Source organism: Thermophagus xiamenensis (assembly GCF_900112795.1).
In the GTDB taxonomy this organism is placed as follows: Bacteria; Bacteroidota; Bacteroidia; order Bacteroidales; family Marinilabiliaceae; genus Thermophagus; species Thermophagus xiamenensis.
Map to the genome: position 1 here is coordinate 66013 of NZ_FONA01000015.1, position 17619 is coordinate 83631.

Genomic DNA, 17619 nt, shown 5'->3' on the forward strand with positions numbered 1-17619 from the left:
TTAGGATTTAGAAGATTGTGATATTAGTTTTTTTCTCCATAAACTTTATGATAAGCTACGATGGCTTCGAAAACCTTCAGAAACTCCGATAAAGAAATACCTTTACCGATGAGATCATCCGGAAGAAGGAAAAATTTTTTGGTCTCATTTGAATTTGATGAGTCTTGACGGGCCAGCATATAGGCTATTTGAGGGCGTAGCAGTTGCAGTTGAACTTCGTTTTTTGCAGCTCTTGCCCTGGCATACAGATTTCGAACCTGCGAGGCACTGACTTTTTTCCCATTTTTTCTGACAAATTCTTTTAATTCATCGATGGTTTGTTTCTTTTTTTCGGGACTATCGCCTTTGGTAAAAGAGAGCAAACAGTCAGGGTAATCATGAAAATCTTCCTCCTTGATGGCTTTTAATAGTTCTTCGTCGCTCTTTTTTTGGTTCTTTGTTTTAGCTTTTCTTTGGTGGTGACTATTCATGATTGATGATTTTTAAGTTTATACTCAGCTATTCGGGCAGCAACGGGAAACATCATGGGGTTTCCTTGCTGTTTATTGATAAAAGCATTCAGGATTAAAGATTCATATTCGGATATCAGCCTTTCAACTATGTAGCGATTTTGTTTTTTGACATTTCGGATAAAATAAAATAATCGCCATACACGGGGCAGCTCTAGTCGACCCTTATCAACATTGCGCACGGCGGCGGCATATCCTTTGTGACTCTCCCGAATTCGCGAAATGATAGCCTTGCTTTCTTTACGATTCCGTACCAAATCATCCAGTTGATTTGAGATAGATTTCATACAAAGGAATTCTTCCCATGTAAAAACTTCCCCCATAACAGCAATTCTGTTTTTCTCCGGCGAAGCTTCTTTAGCATCACTCAAATGTTGTTCTGCAATGTCTGCCATTTTTAATACCGGGAACGAGGGATTAAAAAATATTAATGATGCCGAGAAGGTGATGTTTTTTTTAAGTTGCGTAATCTCTTTCATCAATAGATCAGAAAAGTCTTTAAATTTTTTGTGAAGCACTTCGGTAAATTCAAGCACGGCATCGAATCCTCCCAATAAAAAAGTGTCATCCCCACCGGCAAATACCAGATAGATGTTATCTTTATACCGATAGGATGAGTCATTATGTTTAAAAGAACCTTCTTCCCGAAGTCTTCTTAGTTCGGTGCCGAAGAATTTATTGAGATGTGTGGCTAGTTTATCAGAAGCCTCCCGCGATGTTAAATCTTTGAAGTGATCTCCAAGGTTGTCTACATCAAGTTTCAGGGCGCCCAACAAATTGCTGCCGGTACGTTGCTTTGCGAACTCTGCCAAATGGTCAAAGTCAATAATTCCATTCCGGGGCGGGATACCTTCATCGGGCTGCTCCTGGCAGTCGTCCCATGTAGGGACATCTTCAGGACGAATGTTGGAAGAGGTTTTGGGAACAGGTGGATCGTAAGGCTGAAAAAAATCGTCGATAGCACTGCCTTGACGAAGCTTGTCGATCCCTGCTTGTTTTTCCAGGTTACTTCTTATTGTTGTGTAATTGCTGTTTAAATCCTCTGCATTTTTCACATCTATGTATGAGAGCACCAGGTTCAATCGTCCTGCCCGTTCTTTGGTTTCATATCTTTTCCGTAACGCTAGCCATTGCGTTTCCCAATCGGCCGGTTTGGGGGCTTTTAATAAAAAGTAGCCACCCCCGCTCATGAGGTGTGTTCCATTCAGTGATTGTGCAATTTCCCGGCTAAGCTCGTCAGTTCGTTTCTTTACCTCTTGCGACCGCAGTTTGAGTTGTTGAGCAGCCCCATCAGTCTTTACCGTGAAAATGTAATTCTGAATACCCGTCACATCACCTTTGATTATTACGAAAGGTCCTTGTGTCATATTTTTGATTTTCGGTTATTACTGGAATCAGTTGTTGGCGTTCTTTTTAGAAATAAAATCCTTTAGGAGTTTTATGAGATGAAAATTAAAAAAAATGTTGTTTTTTTTCAATCGGTGAAGCTGAAATTTGGTTAAAAGAAGTTAAAAACAAGGAAGGTTCAGTGTTTAACAATAAAGAGATAAAAAAATGAATTTTCAGGTGCCCAAAGTTGTATAAATCAAATTTTATTAGAAAAAAATATTCAAACCTTTTTAAATGAGTTTTTTAGAGGGGTGTCGGTTGATTAGATTTTATTTTTTAGTACAGTGTTTATAAAGCTTTGTTTTACATTTTTGTTGGAACAAGAATTTGGGTTTATTATTAAAATTTGAAAATAATTGACAAAATTAAAAACTCTTTTTATATTTGTGGCATAATAGAACAGAACAGCAAATGAAATCAAACCTTGATCTTATAATTTATACACTTAAACCAAAACATAATAGGGCAGAATTTAATTTCACTTTAAACAATCCAATTATGGGGAAAATGGCAAAAAATGTTGAAAACAGGTTGATGAAGCTATTGGAAAGAAATATTGCTGGGCGAATCGATCAAATGTTGACATTTTACAAATTGATCTAAAAAAAAATTGTTTGCATAAACAAAAAAGAACAGTGAATAAGTTTTAATCTTCTTATTATAATGTTACGTTCAGAGTCAAAACATAAAGGGTGAAATACTTAAATTGACTTTAAACTAATTTGTTATGAAAAAGACAAGGAGAAAATTTTAACATTTTAACTTATTAAGTCTTTTTTTGAATCACTTATAGGCTAATCGTTTTAATGGTGGCATTTTGTAATTTCTATTTTTTTTATTGAATAGCAGTATGTTTTTATTGTAATTGATTTCTGTGCTGAGTAATAATAATTTCAATTATTGCTATTTGTGTTACCCTTAATAGAACAGAACAGTAAATAAAGTCTTTTTTTAAAAATCAATGTGTTCTATTGTTAAATCAACTTTAAACTAAACCATTATGAAAAAAACAGTTTTGTTTTTTATTCTAGGATTGTGTCAAACAATCGCCGTTATAGCGCAAGTAACGGTGAACGGGCGAGTAAGTGACACTAGTGGCTTGCCTATTCCGGGGGCTACTGTGCATGAAAAGGGAACCCAAAACGGTGTGATTACTGATGTGAATGGTAATTATCGTATCCAAGTTTCAGGGGAGCAGTCAATCTTGGTATTTTCTTTTGTAGGTATGGAAACTCAGGAAATCTTGGTCGGAGGCCAAGATAAAATAGATGTTATTTTGGAAGAGGCACTAACCGACTTGGAAGAAGTAGTAGTAATTGGGTATGGTGTTCAAAAGAAAAAACTGACAACAGGTGCTAATTTAAATATTAGTGGGGATGACCTCCAAAGTCAAAAGACTAGTGAGCCACTGGAAGCTATCCAAAGTCAATCTCCCGGAGTTAATATTATACAAAGTTCTGGTATGCCCGGCGAAGGATTTAAAGTTAATATTCGAGGGCTTGGGACGATTGGAAACTCTGCCCCTTTGTATGTTATTGATGGTGTAGCGGGTGGCGATATTAATAATTTAAATCCCGCTGACATTGAGTCTATTGATGTTTTAAAAGATGCTGCTTCTGCCGCTATTTATGGAGCCCGGGCTGCTAATGGTGTGATTCTGGTAACTACTAAACAAGGGAAGAAAGGTAAAATGGAAGTTTCCTATGACGGGTACTTTGGCTTTCAGGATATAGAAAATATGGTTGAACCTCTAAATGCCAAACAATTCATGGAAATTTATAATGAAGAAAGAGTTGTCTCTGGAAAGGAACCAATTGATTTTGCAAGCATTATTCCTGAATTGTATCAAAAACTTCAAAGTGGAACATGGAATGGAACAAATTGGCTTAAAGAGACCTATAATAAAAATGCCCCAATTCAAAACCATGCCATTAGTATTTCCGGAGGTTCCGATCAATCTGTTTTTTCATTAGGCTTCTCTTATGCCTCTCAGGAAGGTGTTTTTGGAAAACCCGTTGAACCTCATCATGATAAATACACCTTTAGGTTGAATAGTAACCATGTTATTTTGGAAAAAAACGGCCAAAATATTATACGTATTGGCGAAACTCTAAACTTTAGTTCGCGAGAAAGGTCTGGGATCGCAGTAGGGGGAATGTATTGGAACGATATTCGAAATATGTTGGTAGGGAATCCTTTGGTCCCGGTGTATAATGATGATGGTGAGTATTTTGCTAGTGATGACTTGGATCAAGCAGGATTGTCTTCTCTTTCATCTAGAATTTATAACCCATTAGCTCAAATGCATCTAAATAGGGGAATGAATGAAACTACCACTTATAATATTAATAGCAATGCATTTATAGAAATTCAACCAATTCCAAAATTAATTTTCAGAAGTAGTTATGGTTTTAAAATGAATTCCAGCCGATATCGCAGTTTTCAACCTGAATATAATTTGGCTGGTGATGTTACTCTAAGCCCGGGACGTATTACTCAATCCTCAGGAAATGGACATGACTGGACTTTTGAAAATACTTTGAATTACTCGTTTGATTTAGGATTTAATTCCTTTGATATTTTAATTGGTCAGTCCGCTGAAAAATGGGGTCTGGGTGAAGAGATGGAAACAATTAATGCCAACCCTACTTTTGAAAGTTATAAAAATGCTTATATCGATACAACTGATGGGTTAACTACAGGGGTCACAAGTTTGTCTGGAGGGCCATTTGACAATCGAGGTTCTTTAGCTTCATTTTTCGGAAGAGTTAACTATGACTTTAATGAAAAATATTTGCTCACTTTTGTGATGAGAGCTGATGGCTCGTCTAACTTCGCAAAAGGTAATCGGTGGGGATATTTCCCTTCTATTTCTGCGGGATGGGTATTATCTGAAGAAGATTTTATTAAAGATTTGGACTTTTTTGATTTTCTTAAATTGAGAGGTAGTTGGGGGCAGAACGGAAATCATGATATCGAATCATTCCAGTATTTAAGTATTATTGGTTTTGATGATGAAAATAATTATACTTTTGGTTTAGACAAAACTCAGCAACAATTAGGGGGGTATCCTGCCATTCTTCCCAATCCTGACGTTACTTGGGAAACATCAGAACAAGTCGATATAGGTCTTGACGCCTATTTTTTAAAATCAAAACTTCAACTTACGTTTGATTATTATAAGAAAACAACCAAAGACTGGTTAGTTGAACCGCCAATTCTTGATTCAGATGGACCAGCGCCAGCTTATGTAAACGGGGGAGATATTGTAAATAAGGGATTTGAGTTCTCTTTACGCTGGAATGATACTTTGGGTCCAATTGATTACAGTGCACATTTTAACTTTTCTCATAATGACAATGAGGTCACTAAGTTAGGAAACGCCTCTGGTTATATTGCCAGTGAGGCAAATATAATTTCTCAGGGGACTGATCCTGTTTGGAGAGTTGAAACAGGCTATCCGGTCGGATATTTTTACGGTTATAAAACTGCAGGGATTTTTCAAAACCAACAACAAATTGATAATTGGACTCACGGATTTCTTCAAGAAAATCCTCAACCTGGTGATGTTATTTTCTTGGATACGAATGGCGATGGTGCAGTTACCCCAGATGACAAAACCATGATAGGGAATCCTCATCCCGACATTAGAATCGGTTTTGGATTCAGTTTAAATTATAAAGGATTAGATTTCTCTTTTAGCGGTAAAGGCGCATTCGGTCATCAGATTCTGAAATCGTATCGATCATTCGCTGATAATGAATTTCGCAACTACACAACAGAAATTTTAAATAGGTGGCATGGAGAAGGAACCTCCAATTCCTTTCCTCGTCTGACCGCTGGGAATGGTACTAACAGAATTAATATCTCAGAAATTTACATTGAAGATGGTGATTTCATTAAAATTTCCAATGTAACTCTTGGGTATGATTTCAAAAAATTAATCACTGACATTCCCTTGGGGCAAGTTCGACTCTATTTAGCTGCACGTAATTTATGGACTTTTACCGATTACTCTGGTATGGACCCAGAAGTAGGATATGGTGATGATGAGCCTTTTGTCTCAGGAATTGACCTTGGGTTTTATCCCTCTCCTCGTACTTTCTTATTCGGTGTTAACATAAAATTCTAAAACGGTAATCTAAAAGCAATAGTTATGAAAAAAATTATATATATATCATTTCTAGGACTACTATTATTGGGATGTGAGGACTTTTTGGATCAAGAACCTCTAACTCAAAAAACTTCAGCCAACTGGCCTCAAACTGAAGAGGACGTTAAACAAATGATGGCTGGTATTTATACCACAATGAACAATGCCCAAAGATTTGCAGACAAAAGCTATTTCTTTGTTTGCGAAATTGCCAGTGATGATAAATTGGGTGGTGGAGGTGTCAATGATACTAAGGCACAATCATATGAAACTTTTCAGTATTCTGATCCGGAAATGCTTGACCATGCTTGGGAACAAGCCTATGAAGGAATTTACAGAGCAAATTATGCCCTGGAAAATCTCGATAAGCTGGCTGAGGAAGTTATTGATCAGACCATGAAAAATCAGTATAAAGGTGAAGCTTTATTTTTAAGAGCTTGGTTTCATTATCAATTGGCAACCCTCTTTGGCGAAGTACCTCTTAAAATTTCTACCGAAGCGGGGAATTTACCCAAAGCTTCTGCTGCAACTCTATACGGACAAATGGCTTTAGATTTAAAAACTGCAATTGATATTATGCCTAAGCTCTCTTATGATCAAATTGAGGCAGGACGTGTAACCCGATGGGCTGCTGAGGCTCTGATGGGAAGAATTTTCCTTTTTTATACCGGGTTTTATAACCAGGAATCGATCGATTTACCTGATGGTGGCAAAGTTACTAAGCAGGATGTAATAGGTTGGTTAGAAGATTGTTATGAGAATAGCGGGCATTCTTTAGTTAACGATTTTCATGAACTTTGGCCATATACCAACTCTGCTACTATTGATGATTATGAATATATCCAAAATTATATGGCCGAAACAGGAAAGAGTCTTTCATACGCCAATGAAAATGGCCGAAATCCCGAAACCGTGTTTGCCTTAAAATTTTCTTTTTTCTCCGATTGGGGTGTTAAAAGAGGGTATTCAAACCAATATCAATTATATTTTGCCTTGCGTGGCTTGCAATCCTTGGAAAACACATACCCATTTGCGGGTGGATGGGGACAAGGAAACTCTGTTCCTAAAAGTCTTGTTGATCAATGGATTGCTGATGAACCCAATGATCCAAGATTTGGGGCTTCCATTATGAATATTGAAGAGGAAGTAATTCCTTTAGGTTACCAAAGAGGTGCTTGGGACTTTGTTTTAGAAAGCAATTATTGGGGGAAAAAATATAACGGTGTGACAGCTAGAGGCAGCGACGGAGAACTCAAACACGATTATACTGTAGTTCTTTATGGAAACAATAACAATAATCAATTGTCTCACAATGATGATTTAGTATTTATTAGATTCGCTGACGTCCTTTTGATGTTATCGGAACTTAAGGAAGATGCTTTTTACATGAATGAAGTGAGAGCCCGTGCAGGTTTGCCGCCTGTAAGTTATTCATTAGAGAATCTTCAAAAGGAACGTCGATATGAATTTGCATTTGAAGGATTAAGATGGAACGATATGCGACGCTGGGGAGATGATTATACCAAACAAGCTCTTGAACTTCAAAATGGTGTTCCTGTCTATAATTTTGGTCAACCAGATACGCATAGCGCCTTACATCCCGATGGTTACAGTGCCCGTTACGACGCTACTAAAGGATTTTTCCCAATCCCTCAAAAGCAAATTGACCTCTCTGAAGGCCTATTAGAACAGAATGATGGCTACAAAAATGGTGAAGGGCTCTATCCTGGATGGACTAACTAAGGGACTAAATTAGCTTATTTTTTAAAGGAGTGCTGCTCAAACTTATGGGCAGCACTCTTTTTTTACGAAGGAAACAAGCATAACCAATTTAAGCTTGTCACAAGAAAAAATCTATAAATTTTCCATCATGTGTAAACTTTTAGACTTATCCTTTATAGGACAGCTATAAAATAGACATTTTTTCTTTTTTTGAACCCAAAATCCAAAATACTATTCAGTGAGCACTATGGGTCTCTCAAGGGCGGCTGAGGCACGAAGCCGTTTATATACCCTTGACAGGTTCTGATTGCTCACTTTTTTGTCATACGAAGTTTGGTTGAAGAATAAATACATTCACAGAAAAAATTATCTTTGTGGCTCTTTTGTTAAAAAATGTAAACGCAAAAAGAGAGGCAAATTTAACAGCAGATAAATATTAATCAGCTTAGTAGGGTGGTACTTTTTATCCCACTATACAGTTCGGCTAATTTGATAACCATAATGATTGTATTACGATGAAAACAGCACTTCAAACAAAAGAGAATAAGCTGGTTCTTAGCCTTACCATATTATTATTGTTAACGGTCAATTACATAATCAGCATATTCATCGACCGGCATTTGACCGATATCACGGCCTATGATAGCTTAGGGTTTTGGCTTATGATTTCCAATTTCACCTTGATGACATTAATTGTTATAGGTTATAAAAAGTATGCAAATTTAAAATGGCGTGATTTGGGACTGGGAAAACCCCAAAATTGGTGGCAACCAATTCTTGTGTTTGTTGGATTATATGTTGCTTTTCAGTTGTTTGCCCGCTATGTTTCGCCTGAAATCGTTAAGCTTGGTGACCGACCAAATGTTTCTCATTTGATGAGTTTAAAAGGAAATATGCAAGGGCTTGTCATCGCCCTGGTGGTAGTATGGATTACTGCCGCTTTTTTGGAAGAACTCATTTTTCGGGGATTCTTGCTTAATGCAATCAACAAATTGTTAGGCAGCACTAAATGGTCGATGTGGGCTTCTGTGGTTATTAGTTCTGTCATCTTTGGCCTCATTCATGCCTATCAAGGCATTACCGGTATCTTGATTACCGGAAGCGTTGGTTTTATTTTTGGGTTGGCTTTTATCATTAATGGAAGAAGGCTTTGGCCCGTAATGCTCATGCACGGAATAATAGATACCATTTCTTTCATTAGCATATACCAAATGGAAGCGCTCTGATTATCACTTCTTTGCAAACAAATTCGTTAAATCAACTGCCTAAGAAATATATGGCTCACAGTGTTGCCATTTTAATCACCTCACAACAAATTGCTGCCGCTTTGGGGACTTCTTTATTTATTGGATTAATGGGCGCCAAATATGTCAAATGTCTTGAGCGTGTAGAGAAACCGGAAGTTACACAACAACATCTGGCAACAATTGAAGGTGCGACTTTTGCATTTACAGTGGCCCTTGGAATGACTTAAACGGGTTTGCTTTTGTCTTTTTTCATTAAACGAAGAAAACATTTTTTTACCAAAACAGAAGTTATATACGCACATATATTCTCCAGGGAAAAGCCAATATCCTAAATTCAGGTGACCACTAATATGATTCTATTTGTTATTAATAGGTGCACCATACATCCTTTTTAAGGCATGTATTGTGCACATGGTCATTCTACGGTAAATAAATGCAACTCAAGGTATGGATATAATTACGAATGCCTTCAGTCACAGTCTTTCGTGTCTGGGAAACCACTCCCGAAAAAAATATGCATGCAAAGTGTGATTTTTCAATATTTCTGCGAATAATAAACTAAACATTTAAATTTATTCAATGAAACGAGCATGGCGGCTTTTGCCACAAAAGAGCATGTAAAACAACACAGGCAGAAGGCAGAAGAAGTGATTAGTCATTAGTAAACAATTGGTTAGTATTAAATAACTAACGACTAACCACTAACGACTACTTATAAGAAGCAATATATCAATGAAGTAAGTAATCTTAATACGGATGAAACGAGCATGGCAAGAAGGTTTTCCACAATAAGAACATGTATAAACTTAAGTCATGCGAGTTCCATCCGGCCAATAACTTAGATAAATTTTATACGGATGAAACGAGCATGACAATGAGAGATTTTCACAAAAGAGAATGTATCAAACTCTTTGTCATGCGAGTTCCATTCGGCCAATGAGTTAAATAAATTATATACGAATGAATAATTACAGAATATGTCCCCAATGAAGGAAAACAAAAAAGAAGAATTCCTATCCACAATAGATACGCATAAAAAGATTATCTATAAAGTGGTCAATTCCTATTGCAAGAATAAAGAAGACAGAAAGGATTTGGAGCAAGAGATCATTATTCAGTTATGGAACTCATTTGACAAATATAATGCTGAATACAAATATTCTACCTGGATGTATCGAATTGCACTTAATGTTGCAATTTCCTTTTACAGGAAAGAGAAAAAATGGTTGGTTATAAATGATTTTTATAACCAGGACTCTATCTATACTATAGAAGATCAAAATGACAACAAAACAGAATTAGATCAAAATATTAAATTGTTACAAGAATACATTAATAAACTGAATGAATTGAATAAGGCTCTGATGTTGTTGTATTTGGAAGAAAAAACGTACGATGAGATAGCAGAAATTTTGGGGATATCAAAAACCAATGTGGCAACAAAAATCAGTAGACTTAAACTGAAATTAAAAAAGGAATTTAAAAAAATTTAAGGTAATGGACGCAGTTGAATTAAATAAAATTATGAAAGCCTACGATAATAAATTGGATAAAACACTCCAATTAAATTTATCACCTATGAATGAGTTACAGCTTAAAAAAACTCAAAACAGCACAAAGAAAATTCTTAGATCCAGAATTTATGAGGTTGTGATATTTAGTTTCTTAGCCATTTTTTTAGGGCGGTATATCGCTAATAATTGGGAGCAAACTCATTTGGTAATTAGTGGATTTATCCTTCATGTTTTCTCTTTGATTGCATTAGTGGGTAGTATAGGGCAGGTTGTATTATTGCAACAAATCGACTTTTCAAAACCAATTATTGAGATCAGAAAAAAGATAGAGCTGGTAAATTCTCATGGATTATTATTTGGCAAATTAATTTTTCTTTCAGTGCCGGTTTGGTGGTCGTATGCAATTGTCGGACTTGACTTTTTTGGGGGGATTGATATATATGTTTATTTAGACCATGATTTTGTGGTTAGATATTTAGTGCTCAACTTCCTTCTGATAATTCCACTGGTTTGGCTCTTTAATAAATTATCGTATAAAAATCTGCACATAAAATGGGTGAGAAAAACCATAAGATTATTTACCGGAACAGAAACAATGAAGGCTTTGGATTTTTTATCCGATATTGAGGAGTTTAAAAATAAATATTGAACCTTGTATTGTTTTGGGGTACTAAGTCATCTTTTTTAACTATTGGATATTCCGGAGCAACTGACCACTAACCAGTAAAAATCCCTTCTGCCTTCTGCCTGTGAACTGGTTAATTTGTAACAATTCCACTATGGTCCGATAGACTCAAAAAACGCAGAGACGCCATGACGCAGAGAAAAAATAAATTTTCAGGTGCTGGATGGTTAGATAAAAGAAGGAAGTCAGAAGCCAGACGTCAGAAGTCAGAAACCGGTTTTTAAAAATGATATAGGTGGAAATAAATAGATATATGATAGAAATAAAGTAGGCATAAATATCCTAACGACTTAATCGTCTAACGGCCTAACGGGCTAACCAGTAAAAATCCCTTCTGCCTCCTGCCTGTGCACGGGTTAACTTGTAATAATTCCACAATGGTCCGATAGTCTCAAAAAACGCAGAGACGCCATGACGCAGAGAAAAAAATAAATTTTCAGATGCTGGATGGATAGATAAAAGAAGGAAGTCAGAAGCCAGACGTCAAAAGTCAGAAACCGGTTTTTAAAAATGATATAAGTGGAAATAAATAGATATATGATAGAAATAAAGTAGGCATAAATAGCCTAACGACCTAATCGTCTAACGCCTAACGGGCTAACCAGTAAAAATTCCTTCTGCCTTCTGCCTGTGCACTGGTTAATTTGTAACAATTCCACTATGGTCCGATAGACTCAAAAAACGCAGAGACACCATGACGCAGAGAAAAAATAAATTTTCAGATGCTGGATGGATAGATAAAAGAAGGAAGTCAGAAGCCAGACGTCAGAAGTCAGAAACCGGTTTTTAAAAATGATATAGGTGGAAATAAATAGATATATGATAGAAATAAAGTAGGCATAAATAGCCTAACGACCTAATCGTCTAACGGCCTAACGGGCTAACCAGTAAAAATCCCTTCTGCCTTCTGCCTGTGCACTGGTTAACTTGTAATAATTCCACTATGGTCCGATTGAAGCTGGGGTCCATCTTAATGATTTAATAGAGGCATACCCATTTCAATTCCACTATGGTCCGATTGAAGCAATATATAAATGCTTTGTTGGTTTTTCCCTTGTAATTTCAATTCCACTATGGTCCGATTGAAGCAATACCTTTCCCTAAAAAATTTTTGTCTTAACATAATTTCAATTCCACTATGGTCCGATTGAAGCAAAAATTTATGCTTTTAATTCCAACGATATTCAAAATTTCAATTCCACTATGGTCCGATTGAAGCTATTAGCGAGCTATGGGCACGAATTGTATTTGTCAATTTCAATTCCACTATGGTCCGATTGAAGCTATTATCGAGAACAAAGTTATATTACGTAGATACAATTTCAATTCCACTATGGTTCGATTGAAGCGGATTGGTTTTTTCGCTATATAAAAGACATTAAGGCATTTCAATTCCACTATGGTTCGATTGAAGCCTTACCTATAATGATAAAAACATTCCTTTTTATAATAATTTCAATTCCACTATGGTTCGATTGAAGCATTTACTTAGGTGAAAATTCAGATGATGAAGAGACATTATTTCAATTCCACTATGGTTCGATTGAAGCAGATTTTTCAGTAAGTTTGATAAATTTGATTATTTCATTTCAATTCCACTATGGTTCGATTGAAGCTGCGTACTATTCGGAACCTCGAAAATATACCGTTATTTCAATTCCACTATGGTTCGATTGAAGCCCAAACCGACTCCGGCTAAATAAACCGGCCGGAGTCATTTCAATTCCACTATGGTTCGATTGAAGCCTTCGTACCATGCTTTTTTAACTTCTAAAAAAGCCTCATTTCAATTCCACTATGGTTCGATTGAAGCAACAAAAAGGCAAGTTTCAAGATGTACCTTGCGGTATTTCAATTCCACTATGGTTCGATTGAAGCTTATAACCTCCGAACAGCTCATAAGTGCGTACTATTATTTCAATTCCACTATGGTTCGATTGAAGCAATATCAACATATTAAACATTTTAAAAGTCTTTATTTTATTTCAATTCCACTATGGTTCGATTGAAGCAGGTGCCAAAGTACCACTCACAAACCGCTTAAGCATTTCATTTCAATTCCACTATGGTTCGATTGAAGCTTTTAGCGCTTATGTAAGCATCTTGATACTTATTGAATTTCAATTCCACTATGGTTCGATTGAAGCATGAATTGAATGATGATATCGAAACAGATGAAGAATTTCAATTCCACTATGGTTCGATTGAAGCATCAGGGCGACAAATGGATGGAAATAACGATTCCCTTCCATTTCAATTCCACTATGGTTCGATTGAAGCTCTTAAACGGCGATTTGAGCGTATGGGCTTTTACCATTTCAATTCCACTATGGTTCGATTGAAGCCTTATCGAAGATGCCATTGATGCTGCAATGACTGCGAAATTTCAATTCCACTATGGTTCGATTGAAGCTTTTTTTACCTACTTTTTTTGCTCTCAAAACTTCCATAATTTCAATTCCACTATGGTTCGATTGAAGCAAAATAAGGAGCAATGAAAACTATCCTGTTTCCCTATTTCAATTCCACTATGGTTCGATTGAAGCCTCTTTAAGCTTCTCGTCACTATCAATTATATTTTGAATTTCAATTCCACTATGGTTCGATTGAAGCTGAAAGCATTAAGGGATGGTCTTTCAAACACTTATATTTCAATTCCACTATGGTTCGATTGAAGCAATTTTTGCAAATGGTTGTTAAAAAACCTTAATTCAGATTTCAATTCCACTATGGTTCGATTGAAGCTGTATAACCATTTTAAAATCAGTAGTCATGAAAATTTAATTTCAATTCCACTATGGTTCGATTGAAGCTCTTTGTCTAAGGACTTTGTAAGTTTTGAATGAAATTTCAATTCCACTATGGTTCGATTGAAGCCATCTGTCAATTTCCCGAATATTAACGATGTTCTTATTTCAATTCCACTATGGTTCGATTGAAGCTCGGTATTGATCGAAGTCTTTACAGTTCCTTCTGCCATTTCAATTCCACTATGGTTCGATTGAAGCGTTATTGCTTTTCTGTTTCCCGTGAGACCTGCCACATATTTCAATTCCACTATGGTTCGATTGAAGCGGTTAGAAATTTAATTACTTAATCGATCTGAACATATTTCAATTCCACTATGGTTCGATTGAAGCCTAGAGCAACCCGATATCCATCCGCTCGGTTGACCATTTCAATTCCACTATGGTTCGATTGAAGCCAAAAGGATATGCCTGGTGTGCTGCTTTCGTTAATATTTCAATTCCACTATGGTTCGATTGAAGCCACCTACTGCTTAAGGCTAATCACGAAACAATTAACATTTCAATTCCACTATGGTTCGATTGAAGCTATTTTTTTTATTCTAAAATTTTAACAATTTTATAATTTCAATTCCACTATGGTTCGATTGAAGCTCCATTAAGCCAATCTCTTATATATCTTATTTTTTTATTTCAATTCCACTATGGTTCGATTGAAGCAATCTTCCGCAAGCTGCCTTTATATACATATTAAGAATTTCAATTCCACTATGGTTCGATTGAAGCAGGTTCCGATAAACTTAAGCAGGCAATGGATGCCATATTTCAATTCCACTATGGTTCGATTGAAGCAGATGTTAGTAGAGCCTATAGAGGTGCAGATTTAGAATTTCAATTCCACTATGGTTCGATTGAAGCAATCCTGTACATTTCAATTACCATTTGTGCTGTGTCATTTCAATTCCACTATGGTTCGATTGAAGCAATTTTAAGGCCTTTTAAAGCCCTAAAAGTGGCAACATTTCAATTCCACTATGGTTCGATTGAAGCCCAGAACAGCAAAAGAAAGTCGCTGATAGTATTAAATTTCAATTCCACTATGGTTCGATTGAAGCGCAGCTGCAGACTATGCTTCTGCATTAACGCAACTATTTCAATTCCACTATGGTTCGATTGAAGCTAAAAGGCCTTAAAATTTGGCATTTGCCCGATGGGTAATTTCAATTCCACTATGGTTCGATTGAAGCTTTTGCGGCCTTTGCGGCCAAGAACCCCCCCTATGATATTTCAATTCCACTATGGTTCGATTGAAGCAAGCTCTAACAAGCCCATAATTCAATACCGCAGCAATTTCAATTCCACTATGGTTCGATTGAAGCTAACATCCAATTTTTCAGAGGGGCTTATTGTGTCTAATTTCAATTCCACTATGGTTCGATTGAAGCTAGCTGCCGTAGCTGCTTCATCTTTTATTTCTTTATTTCAATTCCACTATGGTTCGATTGAAGCTTTGTTGCGAAATAGCATCGATATTAATTCCAAAATTTCAATTCCACTATGGTTCGATTGAAGCATGAAATGGTTATCAACAAAATTAGAGCTACCAAATTTCAATTCCACTATGGTTCGATTGAAGCAATAGACCTAAAACACAACTACTACCTTATGATGTAAATTTCAATTCCACTATGGTTCGATTGAAGCACAAGGCTCAATTTACCTGACTTCTTCTGATGACAGATTTCAATTCCACTATGGTTCGATTGAAGCCGACAATAACAGCAAATACAGCCCCGATGGCATCCATATTTCAATTCCACTATGGTTCGATTGAAGCAAAGAACCTAATGCAACCACAAGCGCACCAATACCGGATTTCAATTCCACTATGGTTCGATTGAAGCTCTTTTTCATCCTCGTAGAAATAGCTTTTTTACCCAATTTCAATTCCACTATGGTTCGATTGAAGCTAAACTTTCAGCACTCATAATATTTTCCATTACGCCATTTCAATTCCACTATGGTTCGATTGAAGCAAGGAGAAACAGATAAAAAGGAACTATTTTGGCCGCTATTTCAATTCCACTATGGTTCGATTGAAGCAAAAAAAATGAAATCAGTTGAAATCTTAAGCACAAACATTTCAATTCCACTATGGTTCGATTGAAGCAATTGCCGGGGACAAAAAATATACGGGGTGTTCCTTATTTCAATTCCACTATGGTTCGATTGAAGCGGTTGTTAAACCGTTTACAGGCCGGCAAACAATCGTATTTCAATTCCACTATGGTTCGATTGAAGCGTTCCTGTTTAATCTCTACTTTTTCCCATGGAAATATTTCAATTCCACTATGGTTCGATTGAAGCAATACCCCGTTTTTGCGGTAACTTGAATCAACAGAAATTTCAATTCCACTATGGTTCGATTGAAGCCGACAATAACAGCAAATACAGCCCCGATGGCATCCATATTTCAATTCCACTATGGTTCGATTGAAGCAAAGAACCTAATGCAACCACAAGCGCACCAATACCGGATTTCAATTCCACTATGGTTCGATTGAAGCTCTTTTTCATCCTCGTAGAAATAGCTTTTTTACCCAATTTCAATTCCACTATGGTTCGATTGAAGCTAAACTTTCAGCACTCATAATATTTTCCATTACGCCATTTCAATTCCACTATGGTTCGATTGAAGCAAGGAGAAACAGATAAAAAGGAACTATTTTGGCCGCTATTTCAATTCCACTATGGTTCGATTGAAGCAAAAAAAATGAAATCAGTTGAAATCTTAAGCACAAACATTTCAATTCCACTATGGTTCGATTGAAGCAATTGCCGGGGACAAAAAATATACGGGGTGTTCCTTATTTCAATTCCACTATGGTTCGATTGAAGCGGTTGTTAAACCGTTTACAGGCCGGCAAACAATCGTATTTCAATTCCACTATGGTTCGATTGAAGCGTTCCAGACCTTGAAGAAAAAGACTTGGCACCACCTAATTTCAATTCCACTATGGTTCGATTGAAGCTGAAGACAAGATTTGTAAAGAAGAGCTGTTTAAATATTTCAATTCCACTATGGTTCGATTGAAGCGATTGGGCGTTGCTCTGTAAAAAGTTTGACTCTTATTTCAATTCCACTATGGTTCGATTGAAGCATTCTTGAATTAGTGGTGTTTTTAAAACCTTTTCTTATATTTCAATTCCACTATGGTTCGATTGAAGCGAAATTCCAGCAATTAAATCTTCAATATTCTCTGGTATTTCAATTCCACTATGGTTCGATTGAAGCTATTTGGTCGGTAGCTATTTCTCCGCATTGTTTAAATTTCAATTCCACTATGGTTCGATTGAAGCCTGCTTCCCGGGTCAACCAAAATACTTCCCATTCCATATTTCAATTCCACTATGGTTCGATTGAAGCATTATTCTTACCAGTTTAGCTGTTTCTTCATTAGATTTCAATTCCACTATGGTTCGATTGAAGCTATTATTCTTACCAGTTTAGCTGTTTCTTCATTAGATTTCAATTCCACTATGGTTCGATTGAAGCCTGCTTCCCGGGTCAACCAAAATACTTCCCATTCCATATTTCAATTCCACTATGGTTCGATTGAAGCGCATACACCCCGCATTTATTTAACATTACA

The 17619-nt window shown here is 36.4% G+C and carries 8 protein-coding genes and 1 CRISPR repeat array (1 of these 9 only partly in view); of the genes, 6 read left to right on the forward strand and 2 right to left on the reverse strand.

Features of this window, described 5'->3' with window-relative positions:
- Positions 1-23 precede the first annotated feature (23 nt).
- Positions 24-470 carry a type III-A CRISPR-associated protein Csm2 gene (gene csm2 / locus BM130_RS10190; RefSeq protein ID WP_010527000.1) on the reverse strand — a complete coding sequence of 149 codons (447 nt, stop codon included), beginning with the start codon at positions 468-470 and terminating at the stop codon, positions 24-26.
- Positions 467-1876, reverse strand: a complete 1410-nt coding sequence (locus BM130_RS10195; protein WP_010526999.1) for a Cas10/Cmr2 second palm domain-containing protein — start codon at positions 1874-1876, stop codon at positions 467-469. The genes csm2 and BM130_RS10195 overlap by 4 nt, the downstream gene beginning before the upstream one ends.
- Positions 1877-2898: 1022 nt before the next feature.
- On the opposite strand from BM130_RS10195, the gene BM130_RS10205 reads away from it, so the two are divergent.
- The 6 genes from BM130_RS10205 to BM130_RS10230 all read left to right on the forward strand — a co-directional run bounded on the left by BM130_RS10205 (position 2899) and on the right by BM130_RS10230 (position 11183).
- Entirely contained in the window at positions 2899-6030 is a 3132-nt protein-coding gene (locus BM130_RS10205) for a SusC/RagA family TonB-linked outer membrane protein (protein WP_010526997.1), read from the forward strand.
- A 24-nt stretch (positions 6031-6054) separates the two neighbouring features.
- Positions 6055-7794, forward strand: coding sequence for a RagB/SusD family nutrient uptake outer membrane protein (locus BM130_RS10210; RefSeq protein WP_010526996.1), 1740 nt, complete (start codon positions 6055-6057; stop codon positions 7792-7794).
- 494 nt (positions 7795-8288) lie between these two features.
- Positions 8289-8999, forward strand: a complete 711-nt coding sequence (locus BM130_RS10215; protein ID WP_010526995.1) for a CPBP family intramembrane glutamic endopeptidase — start codon at positions 8289-8291, stop codon at positions 8997-8999.
- Positions 9000-9049: 50 nt separating this feature from the next.
- Complete coding sequence (locus BM130_RS10220; protein ID WP_010526994.1) at positions 9050-9247, forward strand: hypothetical protein; 198 nt, start codon at positions 9050-9052, stop codon at positions 9245-9247.
- 759 nt (positions 9248-10006) lie between these two features.
- The gene (locus tag BM130_RS10225) at positions 10007-10513 is read left to right on the forward strand and encodes an RNA polymerase sigma factor (protein WP_010526993.1); all 507 of its coding nucleotides are present in this window, start codon (positions 10007-10009) and stop codon (positions 10511-10513) included.
- Between the two features lie 4 nt (positions 10514-10517).
- Positions 10518-11183 carry a hypothetical protein gene (locus BM130_RS10230; RefSeq protein WP_010526992.1) on the forward strand — a complete coding sequence of 222 codons (666 nt, stop codon included), beginning with the start codon at positions 10518-10520 and terminating at the stop codon, positions 11181-11183.
- 965 nt (positions 11184-12148) lie between these two features.
- A CRISPR array of direct repeats spans positions 12149-17619; the repeat unit is 30 nt; unit sequence ATTTCAATTCCACTATGGTTCGATTGAAGC (it continues 12569 nt past the right edge of the window).

What these genes read in the sequence shown, in the direction of transcription:
- csm2 (WP_010527000.1), bottom strand. Translation starts at nt 470, where the DNA reads ATGAATAGTCACCACCAAAGAAAAGCTAAAACAAAGAACCAAAAAAAG.
- BM130_RS10195 (WP_010526999.1), bottom strand. Translation starts at nt 1,876, where the DNA reads ATGACACAAGGACCTTTCGTAATAATCAAAGGTGATGTGACGGGTATT.
- BM130_RS10205 (WP_010526997.1), top strand. Translation starts at nt 2,899, where the DNA reads ATGAAAAAAACAGTTTTGTTTTTTATTCTAGGATTGTGTCAAACAATC.
- BM130_RS10210 (WP_010526996.1), top strand. Translation starts at nt 6,055, where the DNA reads ATGAAAAAAATTATATATATATCATTTCTAGGACTACTATTATTGGGA.
- BM130_RS10215 (WP_010526995.1), top strand. Translation starts at nt 8,289, where the DNA reads ATGAAAACAGCACTTCAAACAAAAGAGAATAAGCTGGTTCTTAGCCTT.
- BM130_RS10220 (WP_010526994.1), top strand. Translation starts at nt 9,050, where the DNA reads ATGGCTCACAGTGTTGCCATTTTAATCACCTCACAACAAATTGCTGCC.
- BM130_RS10225 (WP_010526993.1), top strand. Translation starts at nt 10,007, where the DNA reads ATGAAGGAAAACAAAAAAGAAGAATTCCTATCCACAATAGATACGCAT.
- BM130_RS10230 (WP_010526992.1), top strand. Translation starts at nt 10,518, where the DNA reads ATGGACGCAGTTGAATTAAATAAAATTATGAAAGCCTACGATAATAAA.